The organism is Streptomyces prunicolor (assembly GCF_045162825.1).
GTDB classification, from domain to species: Bacteria; Actinomycetota; Actinomycetes; order Streptomycetales; family Streptomycetaceae; genus Streptomyces; species Streptomyces prunicolor.
This window is the reverse complement of sequence record NZ_CP108676.1, coordinates 9345188-9366659: the sequence shown is the minus strand read 5'-3', so window position 1 is coordinate 9366659 and position 21472 is coordinate 9345188. Positions and strand designations below refer to the sequence as shown.

Genomic DNA, 21472 nt, shown 5'->3' with positions numbered 1-21472 from the left:
GAGCGCGCGGCCCGCCGTCGCCTAAGCTCCGGCCCATGCGCGTAATGGTCTTGGAGGACGACCCCGAGCTGGGCCCCGTCGTCGCTGCTCAACTGCGGGACGCGGGGTTCGCGGTGGACCTCGCGCGCACGCTGGCCGAGGCGGATCTCAAGCTCTCGGTCAATCGCTACGACTGTGTCGTGGCCGACCGCTCGGTCCCGGACGGCGATTCCCTCACGCTGCTCGCCGCACATCGCCGGGCGGGTTCGGTGCTGCCCTTCCTGCTGCTGACGGCGCTGGACGCGGTGAGCGACCGGGTGGCGGGCTTCGAGCACGGGGCCGACGACTACCTGGTGAAGCCGTTCGCCTTCGCCGAACTGGTCGTACGGGTAAGGGCGTTGTGCCGCAGGGAGCAACCCGCGCGGCCCTCCGTCCTGCGGGCGGGCGACCTGGAACTCGACCTCCCGCGACGCCGGGTGACCCGGGCCGGGGTGCTGCTCAGCCTCTCGGCCAAGGAGTTCGCGGTGCTCGAACTGCTGATGCTGCGCGCGGGCGAAGTGGTGACCCGCAGCGAGCTGATCGAGAGCTGCTGGGACGAGGCGAGCGAGCCGATGTCCAACGTGGTCGACGTCCTGATCGGCCAACTGCGCAGACGGCTCGGCCCGCCCGATCCGATCGCGACGGTGCGCGGAGTCGGCTATCGCCTGGGCGCCGACGCGTGAAGCGCCGCACTCAGGCACCGGCCCCGTCGCCCGCCGTGGCCCGGCTCCGCCGCACCCGCCGGCTGATGACCCTCCTCTTCGCCTCGACGACCGCGGCCTGTCTCGTCGTACTCGCCGTGGTAGCCATCCGTATCGACTCCGCGTCCCGCCGCTCCGGCCTCGACCACGAGGTCGGCAACCGCGCGGCGGGCCTGTCGCGGGCGGTCTGGTTCGACGCGGGTGTCCTGCACCTGGAGCCGCTGCGCGAGGACGAACTCGCCCAGGGCGCCCAGGTGTTGGCGGTCCTCCAGGCGGCACCCGGGAAGACGCCGACCGTGCGGAACGTCGTACCCGGGCGTTCGTCGCTGCCCGACACGGACCGGTTGGACGAGGTCTGGCACAGCGTCCTGGACGAGCAGGGAACGGTCCAAGTCAGCGCCCCCGCCACCAAGGGCGGGCGGTTGCGGTGGGCGGCGGCTCCGGTCTGGGACGGGGACCGGATCGGGGCGGCCGTGCTGGTCGGCACGGAACTGGCGCGCAGCGAACACGACCACGACCTCCTGGTGCGCTGGCTGGCCCTCGGCTGCACAGCCCTGGTGTGCTGCGCGGCGGCCGTAGGACATCTGCTGTCCGGGCGGGCCATGCGGCCCGCGCTGCGTGGGCTCGGCCAGCAGGAGCAGTTCCTGGCCGAGGCCGCGCACGAGCTGCGGACGCCGCTGGCGACGCTGCGGCTCGTGGTGGAGCGGAACGGTTCGTCCGACGAGGCGCTACGGCTCGTGGACCGGCTCAGTCGGCTGGTCACCGGGCTGCTCGCCCGGGCGCGGCTGGAGTCGGGGGCGCAGCGGGTCGAGCTGGTGCCGTTGCGGCTGGACCAGTTGGTGGAGACCACGGTCGAGGAGTTGCCGGACCACGAGAGCGTCACGGTGACGGCCGAGCCGGTGGTGGTGCGCGGTGATCCGGATCTGCTGGCGCAGGCGGTGCGGAACCTGGTGGAGAACGCCCAGCGGCACGGCGGCCCGGCCGGTTCGCCGGTGGAGGTCAGCGTCACGCCGGGGCTGGTCACGGTCCGCGACCACGGGGACGGCGTACCGCTCGCGGACCGGGAGCGCGTGTTCGCGCGTGGTGTCACCAGGACCGGTCCAGGCACGGGCGCGGGCCTCGCCATCGTCCGCTGGGTCGCGGGACTGCACCACGGCACCGCCCGCCTCACGGACGCTCCCGGCGGCGGTCTGCTCGCCGAACTCCGGCTCCCCTTGGACCGGTCCCGGGCGTCCTCATCCTCATCTCATGAAGGTCCCGGCACCGTGGACGCATGAACGCATTGCGCAGCCCTGTCGTCCTGGTCACCACCACCGCCGTGAGCATCGCCGCCGTGCTCGTCGGCCTGAATGTCCACGGCGAGGCCGCCACCCCTTCCGCCGCCCATGTGGCCGTCCGGGTCGACCAGGTCGGCTATGTGCGAGGCGAGACGAAACAGGCGTACGTCATGGGACCCACGAAGGCACTCGCCGGAGCGCGCTTCAAGGTCGTCGACGCGAAGAACAAGGTGGTCACGGCGGGGCGACTCGGTGCCGCCACCGGCCATTGGAACGCCAAGTTCCCGTCCGTGCGGACCGTCGACCTCTCCGAATTGGACCGGTCCGGCACCTACCGCATCATCCTGTCCGGCACCGCGTCCGGCCGCTCCCCCGCCTTCCGGATCGCCGACGCGAGCGAGCTGATGACCCCGCTGGTCCGGGACAATGTCCGCTTCCTCCAAGCACAGCGCGACGGAGCCGACGTGGTGTCCGGCGTCGGCCTGTCCCACGGCCCGTCCCATCTCGCCGACGAGGACGCGACCGTCTACGCCGACCCGCACTACGACGAGGCGGGCGAGGAACTGCTCGACGAGAACCTGACCCCGACCGGCGTCAAGACCGACGTCTCGGGTGGCTGGTTCGACGCGGGCGACTTCCTCAAGTTCACCGGCACCACCTCCTACTCCACCGCCGAACTCCTGCTCGCCGAGCGGGACTTGCCGGACATGGACGCGTTGTCCGCCGAGGCCGAGCACGGGCTGGAGTGGGTGGACAAGATGTGGGACGGGGACAGCGGGACGCTCTACGCCCAGGTCGGCATCGGCGCGGGCAACGACGCCGTAAGGACGGATCACGACGTGTGGCGACTGCCGGAGGCCGACGACCGGCTCGATGTGTCGCCCGGTGACCCGGACTACACGATCAAGCACCGGCCGGTGTTCCGCGCGAACAAGCCGGGCGAGCCGATCACGCCGAGTCTGGCGGGGCGGGTGGCCGCGGTGTTCGCCCTCGCCGCCCAGCGCACGGCCGACTCCGACCCGGACGAGGCGCGGGAGTGGCTGGAGAAGGCCGCCGCCGTCTACGACCTGGCCGACACGGACCACGACCCCGACCAGCCGCTCGTCACGGCCTTCCCGAGCGCCTTCTATCCCGAGGACTCCTGGCAGGACGACATGGAGTTCGCCGGTGCCGAACTCGCCCTGGCAGCAAGGGACTTGGGTGACGACCGGGAGGCCGACTGGACCGGCGAGGCGGCCCACTGGGCCAAGGCCTACCTGGACTCCGACGTCAAGGGCACCCTCAACGTCGCCGACGTCAGCGCGTTGGCCCACGTCGACCTGGCCACCGCCCTGGACGGCGCCCGCAGCAACGGAGTCGGGGCTGCGGACCTGAACAAGGACCTGCGGCGCCAGTTGGAGGACGGGGTCGATCACGCCGAGTACGACCCCTTCGGTGCCGGTGCGGTCTACGACGACTTCGACGCGGTACCGCACACGTTCGGACTGGTGGCCACCGCCCGCCTCTACGCCAGGGCCACCGGGGACACCCGCTACGACGCGTTCGCCGGCCGGCAGCGGGGCTGGGCCCTCGGCGCCAACCCGTGGGGAACAAGCTTCATGATCGGCGCGGGTGAGGTCTACCCGCACTGCCCGGAACACCAGTTGGCCAACCTCAGCGGCAGCCACGACGGGAAGGGCGCGATCCTGCGCGGCGCGGTGGTCAACGGCCCCAACGCGGCTGACAAACTGGCCGAGTTGAACGGCTTCCCGACCATGAAGAAGTGCACCGCCGCCCCGCCGTCGGGCGCCTGGACCGACTTCGACGGCAAGGGTTCGCGGTACGTGGACGACGTGGGCGCCTGGCAGACGGTGGAGCCGTCACTGGACTTCACCACGACGGCGTTGCTGGCCTTCGCGCTGACGGCGCGGGACGAGGACGCGTAGCCGAGCCTCTGAGCCTCCTCAAGTCGCTTGGCGCGCGGGGGACATGGCGGTCAGGCTGAGCCCCATGACTGGAATCACGGGACTGGGCAAGAAGAACACCTTCGTGCTGACCATCCGGGACGCCGACGTGGTCGCGGCGGCCCTGCGCCGGGCAGAGGCCGGGGCGGCTCCCGAGGAGCGCCCCGGCCTGGAACGTGCCATCGCTCTCGTCGAGTCCACCGCCGCCGCCAACGAAGGCCAATTGCACGCCCGTTGGGTCCGCTCCCGGCTGGCGGCGACCGGGTTCACCGGGGACCTCGACTCGGTCGCCGCGGTGCGGGCGCTGCGCCAGGCGGAACCGCGACTGAGTCTGCTGGCCGCGGTGCACCTCCAGAAGGAGGCAGTGGCCCACCCGGAGTGATCCGGCAGCCCCCGATCACGCGGGGAGGCGGGGGCTGCCGGAGGTGTGGCGCCGCTCAGGACGTGAGGTAGCAGGACTTGCTCACGTTGGGCAGCGGGTCGGAGCCGAAGGCCGCCGTCGTGCAGCTCGCGCCGCCGCTGAAGGCCTTGTAGAGGAAGCGGCCCCGGGCTCCGTAGGCGACGGTCTGCTGTCCGCTGAAGGCACAAGTGCCGCCTTCCGCCGAGCAGTTGGTGGCGTAGCCGACCGGGCCGCCGGTGGCGGTGTAACAGGCCTTCGACTCACCGGAGATGGGGTCACCGAACGTGGCGTCGGTGCACGCGGTGGTACCGGTGGCGGTGGCCGTGGTGAACGCTCCGTAGGCGCCGTACATCACCGGCTGTCCCGCTACCGCGGCACAAGTGCCGTTCTGGTCCGCGCACTTGGTCCAGCCACCGGCCGGGGCTCCCGCGGGCGGGAGATAGCAGGACTTGGCCACACCGTCGATGGGATCGCCGAAGTGGGCGTTGGTGCAGGCGACGGAGCCGTTGGTGACCTGGTGGACGAAGTTGCCGTTGGCGCCGTAGGCGACGTCACGGTTGTAACCGGGCACGGCGCAGGTGCCGTTCTCGGCCGCGCAGGCGGTGTATCCGGGCGGGCCGCCCACGTCGGCGACGTAGCAGGACTTGACGAGGTTGGCCGCCGGGTCGCCGCCGAAGGAGTCGTTGGAACAAGTGGCGCTGCTGGTCACGGTCTTGTACGTGTACGTTCCGGCGCCGTAGGCCACCGAGCGGGTGCCGCTGAAGGAGCAGGTGCCACCCTCGCCCGCACACCGGGTGTAGCCCGCGCGCAGGGCGCCGGTGCCGGGCTCGGTGGGCGGCGACGGGTTGCCGAGGCCGGTCGCGGAGACGGTGTAGCTGCCGGGGGCGACGCCGGTGAGGTAGACGTAGGTGTCGTCCTGGCTGCCGCCGGTGATGCCGGAGGTGGGCGTGAACGCTCCGTTGCTCCAGACGGTCGCGCCGTTCACGGTCACCGTGATGTCGCCGCCCAGCTTCGGGACGCCGATACGGCCGCTGCTGCCGGACGGGCTGGAGAGGGTGGCCGAGTAGGTGCCGGCCGACGGGTTGCGCGACCAGGACGCGTTGATGGCGCCCTGGGGCATGGTGATGCGGCCCTGTGCGCTGGTCAGGTCGCCGGGGTGCGGGACGAAGCGGTAGGCGCCGGTCGCCGACTCGGGCGCGGTGCCGAGCACGTCGAAGGTCAGCGTGGAGGTGGGTGCCGTGGACCAGCCGTGCGCGAGGCTCATGAACGAACCGCCGTACGCCAGGCCCCCGTCGGACTGGATGCCCTCCCAGAACGTGCTCTTGGTGCCGATGTCGCTGTCGAGCATGTGGCCCCAGGTGCGGCGGATCTGGTCCAGGGCCGTGAAGTCGTCGTTGGCGGTGAAGCGGGCGTTCAGCTCCATGCCGCCGGCGAACGGCGAGACGTTGCCGCCCCACTCCGGGGTGGTCGGGCCGTAGATGCCCCAGTTGTTGCCGAGCCCCGTGATGATGCTCTTCGACTTGGCGGTGGAGTCGCTCAACCCGTACCAGACGGCGAGGGAGTTGCCGTCCTGCGGATACAGCCCGCTGCTCGGGTTGTCCTTGTACATGCCCTTGGAGGTGTCCCACAGCAGGGAGTTGGCCGCGGACTTGATCGCGGCGGCCTTGCTGTTCCAGCTCGCTGCAAGGGCGCTGTCACCCTCGACCGTGGCGAGGGAGGCGCCGCCCTTGAGGGCGCCGTACAGCAGCGCGTTGGCGGAGATGTTCTCGCCGCCCTGGCCGACGCGGGCCCAGTCCTGGGTGCGGGTGACGTTGAGGAGGTTGTTGCCGTCGATCTTGTTCGTGATGAAGGTCATCCCGCGCTTGTAGTTGGACCATTCGGAGTCCAGCCACGACCGGTCGCCGGTGTACGTGTAGTACGTGGACGTCCCCAGCAGCGTCCACGTGTGGTAGGTGTCCGAGCCGGTGAGGTTGAACGGCGGCCCGGACCAAGGGATTTCACCCGCCGAGGACTGCGCGTTGTACATCGTGGTGAGCGCGTTGCGGGTCGAGGTGAGGTCGTTCGAGTACGCGTACTGCGTGGGGACGGCGATGCCCATGTCGCCGGGCCACACCGTACGGTCGCGCTTCGCACCGTCGACCAGGACGGAGTCGCCCACGCCGACGGTGGCGCTGTTGTCCCAGGCCGAGGAGGGCGGCGGCCAGGCGCGGCCCTGGTTGGAGGCGATGGTGTTCAACTGCACGGTGTACGCCCCGGCGTACCAGATGCGGTTGAGCAACTCGTCGCTGGAGGTGAAGTAGTTGGCGTAGTCGGCCGGGTTGGACTTCCCCGGTGCCGCGGTGAAGTTGAGGCTGACGCCGTTGAGGTCCACCCAGCCCGAGCTGTCGAGGAAGACCGTCAAGTAGCGAAATCCTCCCCGGAGTTGGGCGGTGGGCACGGTGTAGGTGCCGTTGGCGGCGGGTGTGGCGTAGAGGGCGCCGTCCTCGCCGTCGCGGCCGCTGCTGCGGTCGCTGTTGTTGCCCACGTACAGGGACGATTCGCTGAAGGCCAGGCCGACGCGTTGGCCGCTGGAGCTGGTGCTGCCGAATGACAACGTTACCAATCCACCGACCTCTTTCCCGAAGTCGAGCGTGAGCGCCGACTGCGAACCGGAGATCCGGGTCGCCTGCCCGTTCAGGACGTTCGTCGGGTTTGCGACGCTGCCGGAGGTGCGGTAGACGGCGGTCGGCTTGAGGGTGCGCGAGGTCGGCGAGTAGTTCGCGGCGTCAAGTGCCGCCTTGGGTGCGGGTGTTGCCGCCGCCGGTGCCGCCCCGGCGGACAGTGCGGGGGTCATGGCCAGCGCGGCGGTCACCACCATGGTGAGCCCGACTAGGCGCCCCGGTCTGGGCTTTCGGTTCAGCGGTGGCCGTCGGCGGCGCATGAGTACCTCCCGGATCGGTGGGGAACCAGCTGCTCAACTGGACAACCAGGCATGTGAATCGATTCAAAACGATCGACCGTGGGGGCCCGGGAACGAAGCGGCAGCAGGTGTGCGAGATGACTCGCCGAAGTTCGCACCGATGATGGGCGCCGGGAGAGCGGGTGTCAACCCATCGCGGCGGCCTTCAACTCCCGCGAAAAAAGCACACCTTACGACATTGACAGGGTCGCACCAAGCCGGTTCACTGCGTCGAGGACGGTAGAGGTATGGACCATTGATCCAGAGCTGAATCCATTCACATCCGGCGTCCCCACATCGTGAAATCGAGGCGAGTTCCGGTGTCCCTACATGATTACGACATCGTTGTCAGGCCACGTGTTGCCAGACCGTGGCTCCTCAGTTTTCTCCTGACGGCGGCCCTCGCGTTCGTGGCGCTGGTCCCGGTCGCGACGCCGGCGTCCGCCGCCACCCAGGTGTGCGTCCTGGCCTGCGACACGCTGGACCCTTCGCAGGCCAAGCAGGAAACGTTTCCAGTACCCGACAAGACGCTGAACGGCCGGCGCGTGCAACTCCACGTGTCCGATGCGGACGACATGGCGTGGGCCAGCATCGACAACGGCACGACCGGCGACGCGGTGTGGTTGGACCGTTCCTGGGACGGCGGCGCCACCTGGGACGGCCTGCTCGGCAAGGCGAGCATCCCGAGCACGTGGACCGGCACCAGGACGCTGATGTACAACATCACCGACCCGCGCAACCACAAGCGCGGCCTGGTCCGGGCCTGCGGCGACGCGGCCGGCGTGGGCTGCACGAACTGGGTCTACCCGACCGTCTGCGACGCGTTCTGCGACGGCACGAGCGCGGGCCAGGCGGCGGGCGACGACCAGCCGATCCCCTCAACGACCCTCTACGGCCGCACGATTCGGCTGCACGTCGACCAGAAGAACGCGATGGCCTGGGCGAGCATCGACACCGGTGGCGCCGGTGACGAGATCTGGTTGGACCGTTCCTGGGACGGTGGCTCGACCTGGCCGGACGGATCCTCCCTCGGCCGTACGAGCACCCCGTCCGGATCCACCACGACCCGTACCGCGATGTACGCGACCCGGGACCCGCGCGGTCTCCTCTACGGCGGCGCGATCCGCGCGTGCGGCCGGGAGGCGAGCCACAACGAGGGCAGCTGCACCGCGTGGTACCGGCCCGTGCCGACCCGGGCGCGCGCCGCGGCGGACGCGCTGATGACGTCGTACGACCCCTACAACGGCTGGTGGCCCAGCAGTTGGTGGAACTCGGCGGCGACCCTCACCTCCGTCATCGACTTCGCGAAGACGACCGGCACGCACGACTACGACTGGATCATCGCCCGCACCTTCGACCAGAACAAGGGTGTCTTCCCGGCCGGGACGCGGAGTTCGGACGCGATCGAGGGCGACTTCATCAGCCGGTCGATCGACGACTCGGGGTGGTGGGCGATCGCGTGGATCGACGCGTACGACTACACGGGCAACACCCGCTATCTCAACGAGGCTGTCACCATTGCCAATTACGTCCAGCAGTACTGGGACACCAGTACCTGCGGCGGCGGTGTGTGGTGGGACCGCGAGAAGACCTACAAGAACGCGGTGACGAACGGGCAGTACCTGTGGCTGACCACCGCGCTGCACCAGCGCATCGCCGGTGACACGGTCTGGCTCCAGCGGGCGAAGACGTCGGCGGCCTGGTACAAGGCCAGCGGGATGATCAACTCATCGGGTCTGGTGAACGACGGTCTCTCCTCGTCCTGCACCAACAACGGTTCCACCGTGTGGAGTTACAACCAAGGCCTGGCCATCGGCGCCTTCACGGAACTGTGGAAGACGACGGGCGACAGCTCGATGCTGACCACGGCGCGGACGCTGGCGGATGCCGCGATGAGCAGTTCGCGGTTGACGGTCGGCGGGGTGCTCACCGAGTCCTGTGACGTCGGCTCGGCGTCCTGCGACGACAACCAGAAGCAGTTCAAGGGCATCTTCATGCGGAACTTCGCCGACCTGGCGAAGGCGACCGGCTCCACCACCTACCGGACCTACATCCAGAAGCAGGCCGACACCCTGTGGGCGTTGGACCGGTCCACCCTCAACGCCCTCGGTGAACGCTGGGCGGGCACCAGCCCCAACCAGACCGACTGGCGTACGCAGGCCAGCGCGCTCGGCGCACTGACCGCAGCCGCGGGGAGCTGAGCGCAGGGTGGGTGTCCGACACCTGGGTCAACGGCAGCCTGGTTGCGCTCCTCGGGCGCGGCCAGGCTTGCCGTGCAACACCACCTGGAGACCCACCCGAGGAGCGGACGATGAGCGTCACCCACAGGGACACCGGCACTGAAGCCGACACGGAAGCCGCCACGGAAGCCGACACTGGCACCGTGGCCTGGAACAGCGAGGCCCTCGGCGAGATCGTCTCGAACGACGCGGGCCGCCCTGTCCTGTTCACCAACGCCCGGGTCCTGACCATGGATCCCCTGATCGGAACCTTGCGCGGCGCCGACGTCCTCCTCGTCGGCGCGTTGCTGGTGGGCGTCGGCCCGGGCATCATCACGGCGGCGGGCGACGACAACGCCATCGTCGTCGACTGCACGGGCATGACCGTCGTCCCGGCCGTGGTGGACAGCGTCGCGCTCGTCGGCGGACGGGGTCAACGCGTCAGTTACGTAGGGTCGTTGACACCCGGGAACACGGGCGACCTGCTGGTCGTGCCGGACGAGTTCGCCCCGGATGTGCAGGGTGCGGTGGCCACGCTGCTGACCCGGCCGGAGGAGGTCCGCGCCCTGGTGGCGGCGGGCAAGCCGGTGCTCTGGTCCGGCACGGACGCCCCCCGGCGCGCGACCGCCCCCGAGGCGGGCATCCCGGCCGCCCAGGACCTGACCGGCAGCCCGCGCGTCGGCGTCTGGATCGACCGGAACGACTTCCTGCACCAGGAGTTGACCCCCGACGGCCGCTATGACGAGACGCGAGGTGGCCGCCCACACGCATACGAGGGCCGCTACTGGATCGACGGCGACCGCATCGACTACCTGGACGACCTCGGGTTCTGGGCGTTCGGAGAGTTCCGGGGCGAGGAGTTGCATCACGCAGGGTATGCGATGCGGCTCGGGGGCGGGCGTAGTGCTTGTGGAGGTCGGTCCCCCGGGCGTAGTGCTCGTTGAGGTCGGACCCCGGGCGTAGCAGTCGGTCAGGTCGGACCGCGCGCTTAGTGATCGTTCAGGAAGGTCACTCCGGTGTGCCCGCCAGTTCCACCGCCCTGTGGCGCAGGGCGAGGGCGGCCGGGGCGAGCGCAGAGATCACGGCGAGTACCGCGCAGGCGGCAACGGTCCAACCGAGTGCCGCCCAGGGGATCTCGATCGGTGTCCACACCGAGAGCAGGCCCAACGCGCCCCACATTCCTGCCAGGTTGAGCCCGGCGACCAGCACTCCCAGCACACCGCCGACCGCGACGACCGTCAGCGCCTCGGCGGCCACCAGCCGCAGCACCTGCCACCTGGTGGCCCCGGCCAGACGCAGCACGGCCAGTTCACGGACCCGGTCGGAGGTCGCCATGACCATGGTGTTGGCCAGCGAGATGCCGGTGTACAGCAGGGCGATGCCCAGGACCAGCAGGAAGCCCGTCCGGGTCGTCCGGTCGGTCTCGGTGTACGTGGACCGCACCCACTGCCCGGTGGTGAACACCGTCGCGCCCGACTCCCGTACCGCGTCGCGCAGTTCCGCGGCTACGGCGGTCGCATCGGCGCCGTGCGCGAGGCGTACGTCGGCCCGGTCGACGGGCGCATCGGGGGCGTTGCGCGGGGTGACGTAGACGCCGTTGTCGCCGGTGCCGATGGTCATGACCGCGGCGATCCGGAGGGACTTCTGCCTGCCGTCGCCGAGCCACACGTCGACCTGCTCGCCCACGGTGTGCTGTTTCCACTCCTCGTTGACGATGATCGAGTCGTCGTCCAGGTCGCTCATCTTCCCGGCGACGAGCGGCAGTTCGGTGGTGTCGGCGAGCAGGCGGGGGTCGGCGGCGCGGGCCTCGGACCGGATGAGCGCCGTATCGTCCTCCAGGACGTACACGGCACTCGCCGAGGTCGCGGAGACCTTGGTGTCGGGCACGGCGCGCAGCTTCCTCAGCGTCGCGTCGTCGAAGCCCGCGTCGCCCGCGGCGGTGACCACGAAATCTGCGGCGGTCCGTGTGCGGACCTCGGTGGCCTTCGCCTCGTTGAGGGTGGCGGTGGCGCCCAGCAGCGATCCCGCCAGCGCGACCGTGACCAGGACCGGCGCCGCTACGGCGGCGGTGCGCCGGATGCCGGCGGCGGCGTTCTCCCGCACCAACATCCCTGTGGTACCGGGCAGTTGGGCCGGTAGCCAGGCGATCAGCCGGGTCAGCGGGCGCACCAGCACCGGCGCGAGGAGGGCCACCGCGGTGATCAACAGCATCGGACGGCTCACGTAGGTCTTGCGGTGCAGCAGGCCGCTCGGATCGTTCACCAGGGCCAAGAGCAGCGTCACCGCGGCGGTCAGCAGCAGCGCCGAGCCGACCAGCCGACGGCCCGGTGTCATCGTCCGGGTGTCCACGGACGCCTCGCGCAGCGCCTCGGTGGGCCCGGTGCGCCCCGCCCGCCAGGACGCGGCCAGCACTCCGGCCAGCGCGACGAACAGACCTGTCCAGAAGGCCAGTTGGTAGGGCCAGGTGGAGTCGCCGATGGTGAACCAGCGGGGCGCGAGGCCCTCGTCGACCGTCCACCCGGCGAGCTTCGGCGCGCCGTGGGAGCCGAGCACGCAGCCTGCCGCCGAGGCGAGCACACCGATCAGGAGGGCCTCGGAGACGACCGTGCGGCGGATCTGCCCCGGCGTCGCACCGGCGGTGCGCAACAGCCCGAACTCGCGGCGGCGTTGGGCCACCGTGAACGCGAAGGTCGACGCCACCACGAACACCGACACGAATCCTGCGACACCGCCGGCCGTGCCGAACATGGCGTTCATCGCGGTGAGTTCCTCACTGTCCCGGTCGGGATCGGCGTCGGCGTACCGGCGTGCGTCGCCGGTCAGGACCTGGACGCCGGCGCTGCCGCGCACCGCCGTGCGTACGGCCACCGCACCTGCGTCGACGACGAGTTGGACACTGTGCGGTGCCAACTGCGCGGCGCGCGCGTCGGTGTAGAAGACGGCGTTCTCGAAGCCCGGCCCGGTCGCGGTACCGACGATCCGCACTGTGCCGACGACCCGGACCGTGCCGGCGTCGGTCCGCAACCTGGTGCCCGGACGGAACCGGTCACCGCTGACGACGACCTCGTCCGCGGCCCTCGGCGCGCGTCCCGCGTCCAGCCGGTACGGCGCGAAGGCGGCGGCGGACCAGGGGTGGCCCACGAGATCGCCGGGGGCGCCCCGGGCCCGTACGGCGAAGGACCGGTCCACGACTACGGTCCCGAGGTGTTTCAGCTTCGCGATCACGTCGGCGGGTACGGCGCGTGGCCGCGCGAGCTGCCGGCTGCGGATACCGGTCGAGGTACGCACCCGCAAGGTGTCCATGCCCTTGACGACGACCGGTGCCGCGGCGAACCGCTCGGGCCTGCGGTCGGGTGCGTCCAGTGACGACGCCAGGGCCAGGCCCATGACGGCGATCAGTGCCACGCCGAGGGAGAGCGCGACAAAACTGCCGACGAAGGTGACCCAGCGGGTGCGCAGGGTGCGCAGAGCGGTACTCAGCACGGCGCGGTCTCCAGCCTGGTCATACGCGCGGCGATGTCCTCGGCGCCGGCTCCGGTCAGCTCCCCGTTGACGCGGCCGTCGACGAGGAAGACGGCACGGTCGGCATAGGAGGCGGCGACCGGGTCGTGCGTGACCATGACGACCGTCCGGCCCTCGCGGTCCACCATGGCCCGCAGCAGGTCGAGCACCTCACGGCTCGTCCGCGAGTCGAGCGCACCGGTCGGTTCGTCACCGAAGAGCACTTCGGGGCCGGTGATCAGGGCGCGGGCCAGGGCGACGCGCTGCTGCTGGCCGCCGGACAGCTCCGTCGGCCGGTGCCGGGCCCGGTCGCCGAGTCCGACCTGCTCCAGCACCTCGCGGACCCGGGCTTTCGAGGGGCGGCGGCCGGCCAGCCGCAGCGGCAGGGCCACGTTCTGTTCGGCGGTGAGCGAGGGCAGCAGGTTGAACGCCTGGAACACGAAGCCGATGCGTTCGCGGCGCAACAGGGTCAGCTCGGTCTCGCTCAGGTCGGTCAGCTCGGTCCCGCCGAGGGTGACCGAACCCGACGTGGACCGGTCCAACCCCGCGGCGCACTGCAGCAGGGTCGACTTGCCGGAGCCGGACGGCCCCATCACGGCGGTGAACGTCGCCCTCGGGAAGGTGAGCGACACCCGGTCCAGGGCGGTGACGGACGTGGCACCCAGGCTGAACCGCCGTGTCACCGCGCACAATTGGACCGTTCCACTGCTCATGTGTTCCCCCACCAGTACCTGCTCCTCGGTTCGTCGGTGCCGTAACGAAACCGCGGAAACCCCACGTGACGCACTACGGCCCGGACGAGACCTGAGGTAGGGCCAGGCCTACCCCCGATACGGACCCTGGACCGATGGCACCCGGCCAACCGGGCCGCTTACGGTCATGCACATGCACCCTCGGAATGTGTGGCAGGCCATGTCCCGGCCGGGTTTCCTGCTGTCGGCCTGGCCCTGGCGGTCCGCCGCGTATCTCCTCACCGGCGCGGTGACCGGCGCCGCCGCCCTGGTGGGGATCGTGACGGCGGCAGCGGTGGGCGGTGCGCTCGCCGTCGTCCTGGTGGGGTTGCCCCTGCTCGTGCTGGTCGCTCTCGGCGGGATCCCGGTGGCCGTGGTGGAACGGTCCAGGCTGCGTCTGATCGACCGCGAACCGGTGTCCGGCCGGCACCGGGTACCGACCGCGCCGGGGCTGTGGGCCTGGCTGACCACCCGGCTGCGGGAACAGGCGACCTGGCGGGAGCTCGGGTACGCGCTGCTGTTCGCCGGATTGCTGTGGCCGGTCGACGCGCTGGCGGTCACGGTCGCCCTGCTCGTCCCGCTGTCCCTGGTCGCCACCCCGCTGCTGCTGGCCACGGTCGGCGACGGCCATGAGGCGAAGGTGCTCAAGCAGTGGACGGTCACCACCTGGCCGACCGCTTTCGGTGTCGCCGTACTGGGCCTGCTCCTGCTGGGCGTGTGCGCCTACGCGCTGGGCGTCACGGCGGGCGCCCGCGCCGCGCTGGCCCGGCTGCTGATCGCCTCCCCCGAGGGCGAGTTGGGCGCCAGGGTGGTCGAACTGGCCCGCTCCCGCGTCCGGTTGGTCGATGCCTTCGAGGCCGAACGGCGCCGTATCGAACGCGATCTCCACGACGGCGCCCAACAGCGCCTGGTGGCCCTGACGATGGCCGTCGGGCTGGCCCGTCTCGACGCTCCGCCCGGCCCGCTCGCCGACCGGCTGACCGCGGCCCACGAGGAAGCGGGCAAGGCACTCGCGGAGCTGCGCGAGCTCATCCACGGCATCCACCCCAGGATCCTCACGGACTACGGCCTCCAAGCCGCGGTCGACGACGCCGCCGACCGCTGTGCGGTCCCCGTCGACGTCGATGTCGAACTGCCGGGCCGACCGGCGCGGGCGGTCGAGCCCGCCGCGTACTTCGTGGTCTGCGAGGCGCTGGCCAACGTCGCGAAACACAGTGGGGCCACCCGTGCGCGGGTGAGCGGCGGTCATCGCGACGGACGTCTGTTCCTCGACGTGCGCGACGACGGCCGCGGCGGCGCGGACGCCTCGGCGGGCAGCGGCCTCACCGGTCTCGCGGACCGGGTGTCGGTCCTGGATGGCAGACTTGCCCTGACCAGTCCGCCGGGTGGACCAACGCTGTTGCACGTGGAGTTCCCTTGCGAGTTGACCGAGGCGGCGGACCGCTCCGCGTAGTGCTGGCCGAGGACAGCGTGCTGCTGCGGGAGGGAATCGTCGGCCTCCTCGGCCGCTACGGCCACGAGGTGGTGTCGGCCGTCGGGGACGCGCGGGCACTGATCGCCGCAGTCGAGGAGCACGCCCCCGACATCGTGGTGACGGACGTCCGCATGCCGCCCGGTTTCCAGGACGAGGGCCTGCAGGCGGCAGTGCGGCTGCGCGAGAAGCGCCCCGCACTCCCGGTCCTGGTCCTCAGTCAGTACGTGCAACGGACGTACGCCGCCGAGCTGTTGGACTCCGGCGACGGGTCGGGCGTCGGCTATCTGCTCAAGGACCGGGTCGGCCAGGTCGAGGAGTTCATCGAGGCGTTGCACCAGGTGGCGGACGGCGGCACGGTGGTCGACCCCGAGGTGGTACGCCAGTTGCTGCGCCGCCGCCGCGATCCGCTGGAGCAACTCACCCCGCGCGAGCGTGAGGTGCTGGCCCTGATCGCCGAGGGCAGGTCCAACAGCGCGATCGCCGCGGAGCTGGTGGTCTCCGAGGCCGCCATCGGCAAGCACATCGGCAACATCCTCACCAAGCTGGACCTGCCCCCGACGGCCGGTACCCACCGCAGGGTCCTGGCCGTCCTCACCTACCTGCGGGCCTGACCGACCGCGCGCACAAGTACCGGCTCACGAACGGCCGTTCTCCCGGAACCCGGCGCGCAACCGATCCTCCGCCCCGGAGTCCGCTTGCGCATGCAGGTCCAGGGCCGCCAGGGCAGCGCCGAGCAACGGCGGATCCGTGCACACCACCGCCCGAACTCCCGGCACTGCCTCGGTGATCCTGCGTTCGACGTCGTCCAGCAGGTCCTTGTGCCCGGCCGCCAACACGCTTCCGCCCAGGACGACTTCGGGGTCCGGAGTGACGGCGAGTTGGAGGCGGCACAGGACCGTGACCGCCATTCTCGCGATCTCCGCCGCGAGGCGTTCGACCAGTTCGGTCGCGATCTCGTCGCCCTCGTCGCGGGCCGCGAACACCGCCGGGCAGAGTTCACTGAGGCGGATGGCGGGGAGGTCGCCCTTGTGCAGAGCTGCGGTGACGTCGGCGACCGTCGCCAGGCCGAAGTGGTCAATTACCGCCGCGAGGAGGGCTGTTCGCGGTCCGCGGCCGTCCTCCGCCCGTGCCGCGTGCCACAGTGCCGACGTCCCTACGTCGATGCCGCCGCCCCAGTCCCCCGAGATCCGGCCCAGCGCGGCGAAGCCGGTGGTGCGGCCGTCGGGGGCGACGCCGACGCAGTTGATGCCAGTGCCGCAGACCACGCCGACACCCCAGGGGCGGCTGGCGCCGGCGCGCAGGACGGCGTAGGAGTCGTTGTCGACGCGCTGGGTGACCGCCCAGCGACGGGCGCCGACGGCCTCGCGCAACGCCTTGGTCTCGTACGGCAGATCGGCCCCGGCAAGGAAGGCCGTGATGCCGTCCACCTCGACGTCGGCCGCAACGCCCGCCGACGCCATCGCCTCGGCGCGCAACGCAGCAAGTACGTCCATCGCCGCGTCTACGCCCACCGCCTGCGGGCGGAAACCGCCGCCCCTCGCGCGGCCCAGGATCGCGCCGTCGGTCCTCAACACGGCAACGTCCGTCTTGGAGTTGCCGCCGTCGACGGCCAGGAGCAGACCTGTGGTCATCAGGCCCACCACAGGTGTGCGCGGTTGGCGGCGACGAGCTTCGCCGCCAACTCCTCGGCGACCTTGACCTGTCCGACGAGCGGATGCGCCAGCAGTGCTGTCGCGACCCGGTCGACTCCGCCGTGCAGGGCTGCTTCCAGGGCGAGTTCCTCGTAGGCCGTCACATGCGCGATGAGTCCGGCGAAGAGCGGCTCTACGGCCGTGACGGGCAAGGGAGTTGCGCCCTGGGCGTCGATGCGGGACGGGACCTCGATGACGGCGTCGTCGGGGAGGAAGGGCAGGGTGCCGTTGTTGCGGACGTTGGCGACGCGGACGTCTCCGGTGTCGGCGGTGAGGGCGTGCACCAGCTGGACGGCGGCCTCGGAGTAGTAGGCGCCGCCGCGCTTGTCCAGCAGGGCGGGCTTCTCCGTCAGGGCCGGGTCGGCGTACATCTTGAGCAAGTCGCCCTCCATCTCCGCCACTTGCTGGGCGCGGGAGGGTTCGCTGAGCTGCTCGCGCAGGACCTCGTCGTGGGCGTAGTAGTAACGCAGGTAGTAGGAGGGGACGACGCCCAGCCTGCGGACCACGTCCAGCGGCATGCGCAGCCGGTCCGCGAGGGCCTGGCCGTGTTCGTCGAAGATGCGCGGGAGGACGTCCACGCCGTCGAGCCGCACCGCCCGTTCCCAGGTGAGGTGGTTGAGGCCGACGTGGTCGAGGGCGACGCGCTCGTGGTCGACGCCGAGCCAGTCGGCGAAGGTGCGTTGGAAGCCGATGGCGACGTTGCAGAGCCCAACTGCCTTGTGTCCGGCGTCCAGCAGGGCGCGGGTGACGATGCCGACGGGGTTGGTGAAGTCGACGATCCAGGCGTTCGGGGCGCGCTTGGCGACCCGTTCGGCGAGGTCGAGGACGACCGGGACGGTGCGCAGCGCCTTGGCCAACCCGCCCGCTCCGGTGGTCTCTTGGCCGATGCAACCGCACTCGTGCGGGAAGGTCTCGTCGACGTGCCGGGCGGCCTGGCCGCCGATGCGGAGCTGGAAGAGGACGGCGTCGGTGCCGTCGATGCCGGCGTCCGGGTCGGCGGTGGTGGTGATTTTCGCGGGGTTGCCCTGGCGGGCCAGGATGCGGCGCGCGAACGGGGCGATGACGTCGAGCCGGTCCGGGTCGGGGTCGACCAGGGCGATCTCGGTGACGGGGAGGCCCAACCGGGCGAATCCGTCGATGAGTTCAGGGGTGTACGTGGATCCGCCGCCGACAACGGTGATCTTCAACCTTTGACTCCTGTCAGTGTGACGCCCTCGATGAAGGCCTTTTGCGCGAAGAAGAAGACGATGATCACCGGCGCCATCGCGATGAGAGTTGCCGCCATGGTGAGGTTCCACTGCACCGCGTGGGAGGTCTTGAAGGTCGCCAGGCCCAGGGCCAGGGTCCAGTGGGCGGGCGTCTCGCCGGTGTAGATGAGCGGGCCGTAGTAGTCGTTCCAGGCGTTGAAGAAGGCGAAGAGGCCGACGGCGACGAGCGCGGGGCGCATCATCGGCAGCACCACCCGGGTGAGGACGCGGAGTTCGCCGCAGCCGTCGATGCGGGCCGCGTTGAGGTAGTCCTCGGGGACGGTGAGCAGGAACTGGCGCAGCAGGAACACCGAGAAGGCGTCCCCGAAGAGGGACGGGAGCACCAACGGCCAGATGGTGCCGGTGAGATGGAGCCTGGCCCACATCAAGTACATGGGGATGACGAGGACTTGGGGCGGCAGCATCATCATGGTGATGACACAGAGGAACGCCGTGTTGCGGCCCTTGAAGCGGAACCGGGCCAGCGCGTACGCGATCGGGACGCTGGACAGCAGGGTGGTGGCGGTCGCGGCGACGGCGTAGATCACCGTGTTGAGGAGCCAGGTGCCGACCGGGGCGGTGGAGAAGACCGTGCGGTAGTTGGACCACTGCCAGTGGTGGGGCCAGAGGCTGGTGGTGAGGGACTGGCCGTCGGTCATGACCGAGGTCAGGAAGATGAACACGATCGGGCCGATGAAGGCGCAGGCCAGGCCGACGGCGATGGCGTGTTCGGCGATCCAGACCAAGGTCCTGCGGCGGCCGGCCCGGCCGCGCGCGGCACGGTGGGGCGAGGCGGCACGGGTCTGCCGGGCCGGTGCCGGGGCGTAGGTCGTCGTCATCGTGGCGACTCCTCGGTGGCCAAGTCCCGCGATGTAAGGGCAACTTCTCGGTGAAGGAAGTGGTGGGTCATCGCGGTGACTCCTCGATGTCGAAGCCGGAGGCGCGGCGGAGCAGGACGACGGTGAAGGCCATCGCCACCACGAAGAGCACTACGGCAAGGGCGCAGGCGTAGCCCGCGTGGAACTGGTTGAAGCCGGCGATGTAGAGCTGTTGGGGGAAGGTGAGGGTGGAGCCGTCCGGGTAGCCGGGCGCGGGCTGGATGTTGCCGTTGGCGACCTGGGAGGCGACCATCGCCTGGGTGAAGTACTGGAGTCCGGCGATGACCCCGGTGACGGTCGCGAACAGCACGACCGGGGAGATCGTCGGCAGGGTGACATAGCGGAAGCGGTGCCAGGGGCCGGCGCCGTCCAGTTCGGCGGCCTCGTACAGTTCGGCGGGAACTTCGAGGAGTGCCGCCAGGAAGATGACCATCATGGTGCCGCTGCCCCACAGGGCGAGCAGGGTGAGGGCCGGTTTGGACCAGTCCGGCGAGTTGAACCAGAGCGGGCCATGGATGCCCAGCAGGCCCAGAATCCGGTTCACCGGCCCGGAGTTGGGGTTGAACATGCAGACGAAGGCGACGGTCGCGGCGACCGGCGGGGCCAGCGCGGGCAGATAGAACAGGGTGCGGAACAGGCTCGCCCCGGCCTTGAGCCGGGCGGTGACCATGGCCACACCGAGGGCGAAGAGCACCTGCGCCGGGACCATGATCGCCACCAGCCAGGCGGTGTTGCGGACCGCGTGCCAGATCAGCGGGTCGCCGTCCAACAGGTAGCGGTAGTTGCGCAACCCCACGAACTGGGCCTGGGAGATCATGTTCGAGTTGGTGAAGGACAGCCAGACCGTCATCACCAGCGGGTAGATGAGGAAGACGGCGAAGCCGACCAGGCCGGGGGCGAGGAAGAGCAGGACGCGCAGCCGGTTGCGGCGCAGGCGCGCTTTCAATGGGGCTGTGACGAGCGGGAGTTGAGTGAGCTGATGGGTGGCCATGCTGCTCACTGCCCCAGCTTGAGCGCGGCGTTGTTCTGCTTGTCGACGGCGGTCAGACCGGCTGTCAGGTCGGGTACGCCGCCGCTCTGCCACTTCTCCACGAAGTGACCGAAGTTGGTGAGATAGGCGCCGCCGTCGCCGCTGGCCGGAGTCGTGGTGGTGAGCGGGTTCTTGTAGACCTCAAGGAACGGCGCGAAGTTGGGGTCCTTGGAGAGGCCGAGCGAGGGCGAGTCGAGGGCGGCCGTGGTGGTGGGGACGTTGCCGATCGCGTCGGCGAGCGAGGTCAGCGCCTCGGTGTCGGTGGTGAGGAATTTGATCAACTTCCAAGCGGCGCCCGGGTGTTTGGCGCCGCGCGGCATGCCGATCACGTTGCCGCCGACGTAACCGGCGCCGTAGAGCTGGGACTTGCCGTCGGCGGCGGGCACCGCGGCGGTGCCGTACTCGATGTTCGCCTTGTCGTTCTTGATGAACGCGTTGCGCCACTCGCCGTCGATCATCATGGCCAACTTGCCGGTCTCGAAGGCGTTCTGGGCGGAGAACTCGTCACCCATGCCCGCCTTGAAAGTGACGAGCTTCTTCGCGCCGAACCAGTCGAGGAGGCTCTTCTGCCAGGTCAGTGCCTGGGCGAAGGCGGGGTCGCCGCCGACGTTGGACTGGCCGTCAGCCGTGAGCCACTTGCCGCCCCAGCTGGGGACGAGGTGCTCGGTGAGCATCTCGTAGGCGCCGAGGTAGGGCATGAAGCCGGCGGTCTTGATCGAGCCGTCCGCGTTGAAGGTGGTCAACTTCTTGGCGTCCGCGGCCAGTTCGGACATGGTCTTGGGCGGGGACGTTATCCCGGCCTTCGCGAACAGCTTCTTGTTGTAGTAGAGGCCGAAGGTGTCGGCGAGCCACGGCATGGTGCAGCGCTTGCCGTCGAAGGCGGTGTACGACTGGACGGCCTTCGGGATCTGGCTCATGTCCACGTGGTCGGCCTTGATGTCCGGGGTGAGGTCTTGGAACGCTCCACTGGAACACCAGCCGCCGACGTTCGCGGCGTTGAACGAGGACGCCACGTCGGGGGCGGTGCCGCCGCGGATGGCCTGGTTGACCTTGTCGTCGGTCTGGGCGGCGACGGCCTTGACGGTGATGTACGGGTATTTCTTGTGGAACTTGGCCAGCACGGCGTTGACCGAGGCGATCTCGTGCGGGGAGCTGAGACCGTGCCAGAAGGTGATGGTGACCGGGGTGGTGTCGTCGGCGCCGGTGTCCGCCTTCGACGCGGCGCCGCCGGTGGTGCATGCTGCGGCCAGCAGCGCCGTGACCGCGAGCAGCGACGCGGCGACGGTACGGCGGGCGGCGCGACGGGGGGTACGGGTGGTGCGGGTGACGGGTCCGCCACGGGACTCGGACATGGAACCTCCGGCGAATTCGCTTACCACTTATTGACCAGTGGGCACATGTTGGGGCACCATTTGGTCAGTGTC

16 protein-coding genes are annotated in these 21472 nt (G+C 70.3%); 8 read left to right on the top strand and 8 right to left on the bottom strand.

Annotation, left to right across the window (positions count from 1 at the left end):
• Positions 1 to 35 precede the first annotated feature (35 nt).
• The 4 genes from OG588_RS42450 to OG588_RS42435 all read left to right on the top strand — a co-directional run bounded on the left by OG588_RS42450 (position 36) and on the right by OG588_RS42435 (position 4321).
• On the top strand, positions 36 to 701 hold the full coding sequence (locus tag OG588_RS42450) for a winged helix-turn-helix domain-containing protein (RefSeq protein ID WP_405951896.1): 666 nt from the start codon (positions 36 to 38) through the stop codon (positions 699 to 701).
• Positions 698 to 1996, top strand: a complete 1299-nt coding sequence (locus OG588_RS42445; RefSeq protein ID WP_405951895.1) for a sensor histidine kinase — start codon at positions 698 to 700, stop codon at positions 1994 to 1996. Before OG588_RS42450 ends, OG588_RS42445 begins: the two co-directional genes overlap by 4 nt.
• Positions 1993 to 3921: a glycoside hydrolase family 9 protein gene (locus OG588_RS42440; RefSeq protein WP_405951894.1), complete on the top strand. Its 1929-nt coding sequence runs from the start codon at positions 1993 to 1995 to the stop codon at positions 3919 to 3921. Before OG588_RS42445 ends, OG588_RS42440 begins: the two co-directional genes overlap by 4 nt.
• A gap of 64 nt (positions 3922 to 3985) precedes the next feature.
• Entirely contained in the window at positions 3986 to 4321 is a 336-nt protein-coding gene (locus OG588_RS42435; RefSeq protein ID WP_405951893.1) for a hypothetical protein, read from the top strand.
• Positions 4322 to 4376: 55 nt separating this feature from the next.
• Here the strand turns inward: OG588_RS42435 and OG588_RS42430 are convergent, their stop codons facing one another.
• Entirely contained in the window at positions 4377 to 7196 is a 2820-nt protein-coding gene (locus OG588_RS42430) for an MGH1-like glycoside hydrolase domain-containing protein (RefSeq protein ID WP_405951892.1), read from the bottom strand.
• Between the two features lie 401 nt (positions 7197 to 7597).
• Here OG588_RS42430 and OG588_RS42425 point away from each other — a divergent pair, with 401 nt between their 5' ends.
• Positions 7598 to 9478, top strand: a complete 1881-nt coding sequence (locus OG588_RS42425; RefSeq protein WP_405951891.1) for a glycoside hydrolase family 76 protein — start codon at positions 7598 to 7600, stop codon at positions 9476 to 9478.
• Between the two features lie 110 nt (positions 9479 to 9588).
• Complete coding sequence (locus OG588_RS42420) at positions 9589 to 10440, top strand: Atu4866 domain-containing protein (protein WP_405951890.1); 852 nt, start codon at positions 9589 to 9591, stop codon at positions 10438 to 10440.
• Between the two features lie 64 nt (positions 10441 to 10504).
• On the opposite strand, the gene OG588_RS42415 is transcribed toward OG588_RS42420, so the two are convergent.
• Together OG588_RS42415 and OG588_RS42410 are read right to left on the bottom strand one after the other, a co-directional pair.
• A complete protein-coding gene (locus OG588_RS42415; RefSeq protein ID WP_405951889.1) occupies positions 10505 to 12979 on the bottom strand; it encodes an FtsX-like permease family protein in 2475 nt (824 codons plus the stop codon).
• On the bottom strand, positions 12973 to 13710 hold the full coding sequence (locus tag OG588_RS42410) for an ABC transporter ATP-binding protein (protein WP_405951888.1): 738 nt from the start codon (positions 13708 to 13710) through the stop codon (positions 12973 to 12975). Before OG588_RS42410 ends, OG588_RS42415 begins: the two co-directional genes overlap by 7 nt.
• A gap of 199 nt (positions 13711 to 13909) precedes the next feature.
• Between OG588_RS42410 and OG588_RS42405 the strand changes: the two genes are divergently transcribed.
• Together OG588_RS42405 and OG588_RS42400 are read left to right on the top strand one after the other, a co-directional pair.
• A complete protein-coding gene (locus OG588_RS42405) occupies positions 13910 to 15181 on the top strand; it encodes a sensor histidine kinase (RefSeq protein WP_405953350.1) in 1272 nt (423 codons plus the stop codon).
• On the top strand, positions 15181 to 15813 hold the full coding sequence (locus tag OG588_RS42400; protein ID WP_405953349.1) for a response regulator: 633 nt from the start codon (positions 15181 to 15183) through the stop codon (positions 15811 to 15813). Before OG588_RS42405 ends, OG588_RS42400 begins: the two co-directional genes overlap by 1 nt.
• 24 nt (positions 15814 to 15837) lie before the next feature.
• Here the strand turns inward: OG588_RS42400 and OG588_RS42395 are convergent, their stop codons facing one another.
• The 5 genes from OG588_RS42395 to OG588_RS42375 all read right to left on the bottom strand — a co-directional run bounded on the left by OG588_RS42395 (position 15838) and on the right by OG588_RS42375 (position 21400).
• Positions 15838 to 16833: an N-acetylglucosamine kinase gene (locus OG588_RS42395; protein WP_405951887.1), complete on the bottom strand. Its 996-nt coding sequence runs from the start codon at positions 16831 to 16833 to the stop codon at positions 15838 to 15840.
• Positions 16833 to 18080, bottom strand: coding sequence for a 6-phospho-beta-glucosidase (locus tag OG588_RS42390; RefSeq protein WP_405951886.1), 1248 nt, complete (start codon positions 18078 to 18080; stop codon positions 16833 to 16835). Before OG588_RS42390 ends, OG588_RS42395 begins: the two co-directional genes overlap by 1 nt.
• Complete coding sequence (locus OG588_RS42385; protein WP_317772793.1) at positions 18077 to 18979, bottom strand: carbohydrate ABC transporter permease; 903 nt, start codon at positions 18977 to 18979, stop codon at positions 18077 to 18079. The genes OG588_RS42390 and OG588_RS42385 overlap by 4 nt, the downstream gene beginning before the upstream one ends.
• 67 nt (positions 18980 to 19046) lie before the next feature.
• Entirely contained in the window at positions 19047 to 20009 is a 963-nt protein-coding gene (locus OG588_RS42380; protein WP_405953348.1) for a carbohydrate ABC transporter permease, read from the bottom strand.
• A gap of 5 nt (positions 20010 to 20014) precedes the next feature.
• Positions 20015 to 21400, bottom strand: coding sequence for an ABC transporter substrate-binding protein (locus OG588_RS42375; RefSeq protein WP_405951885.1), 1386 nt, complete (start codon positions 21398 to 21400; stop codon positions 20015 to 20017).
• Positions 21401 to 21472: the final 72 nt, after the last annotated feature.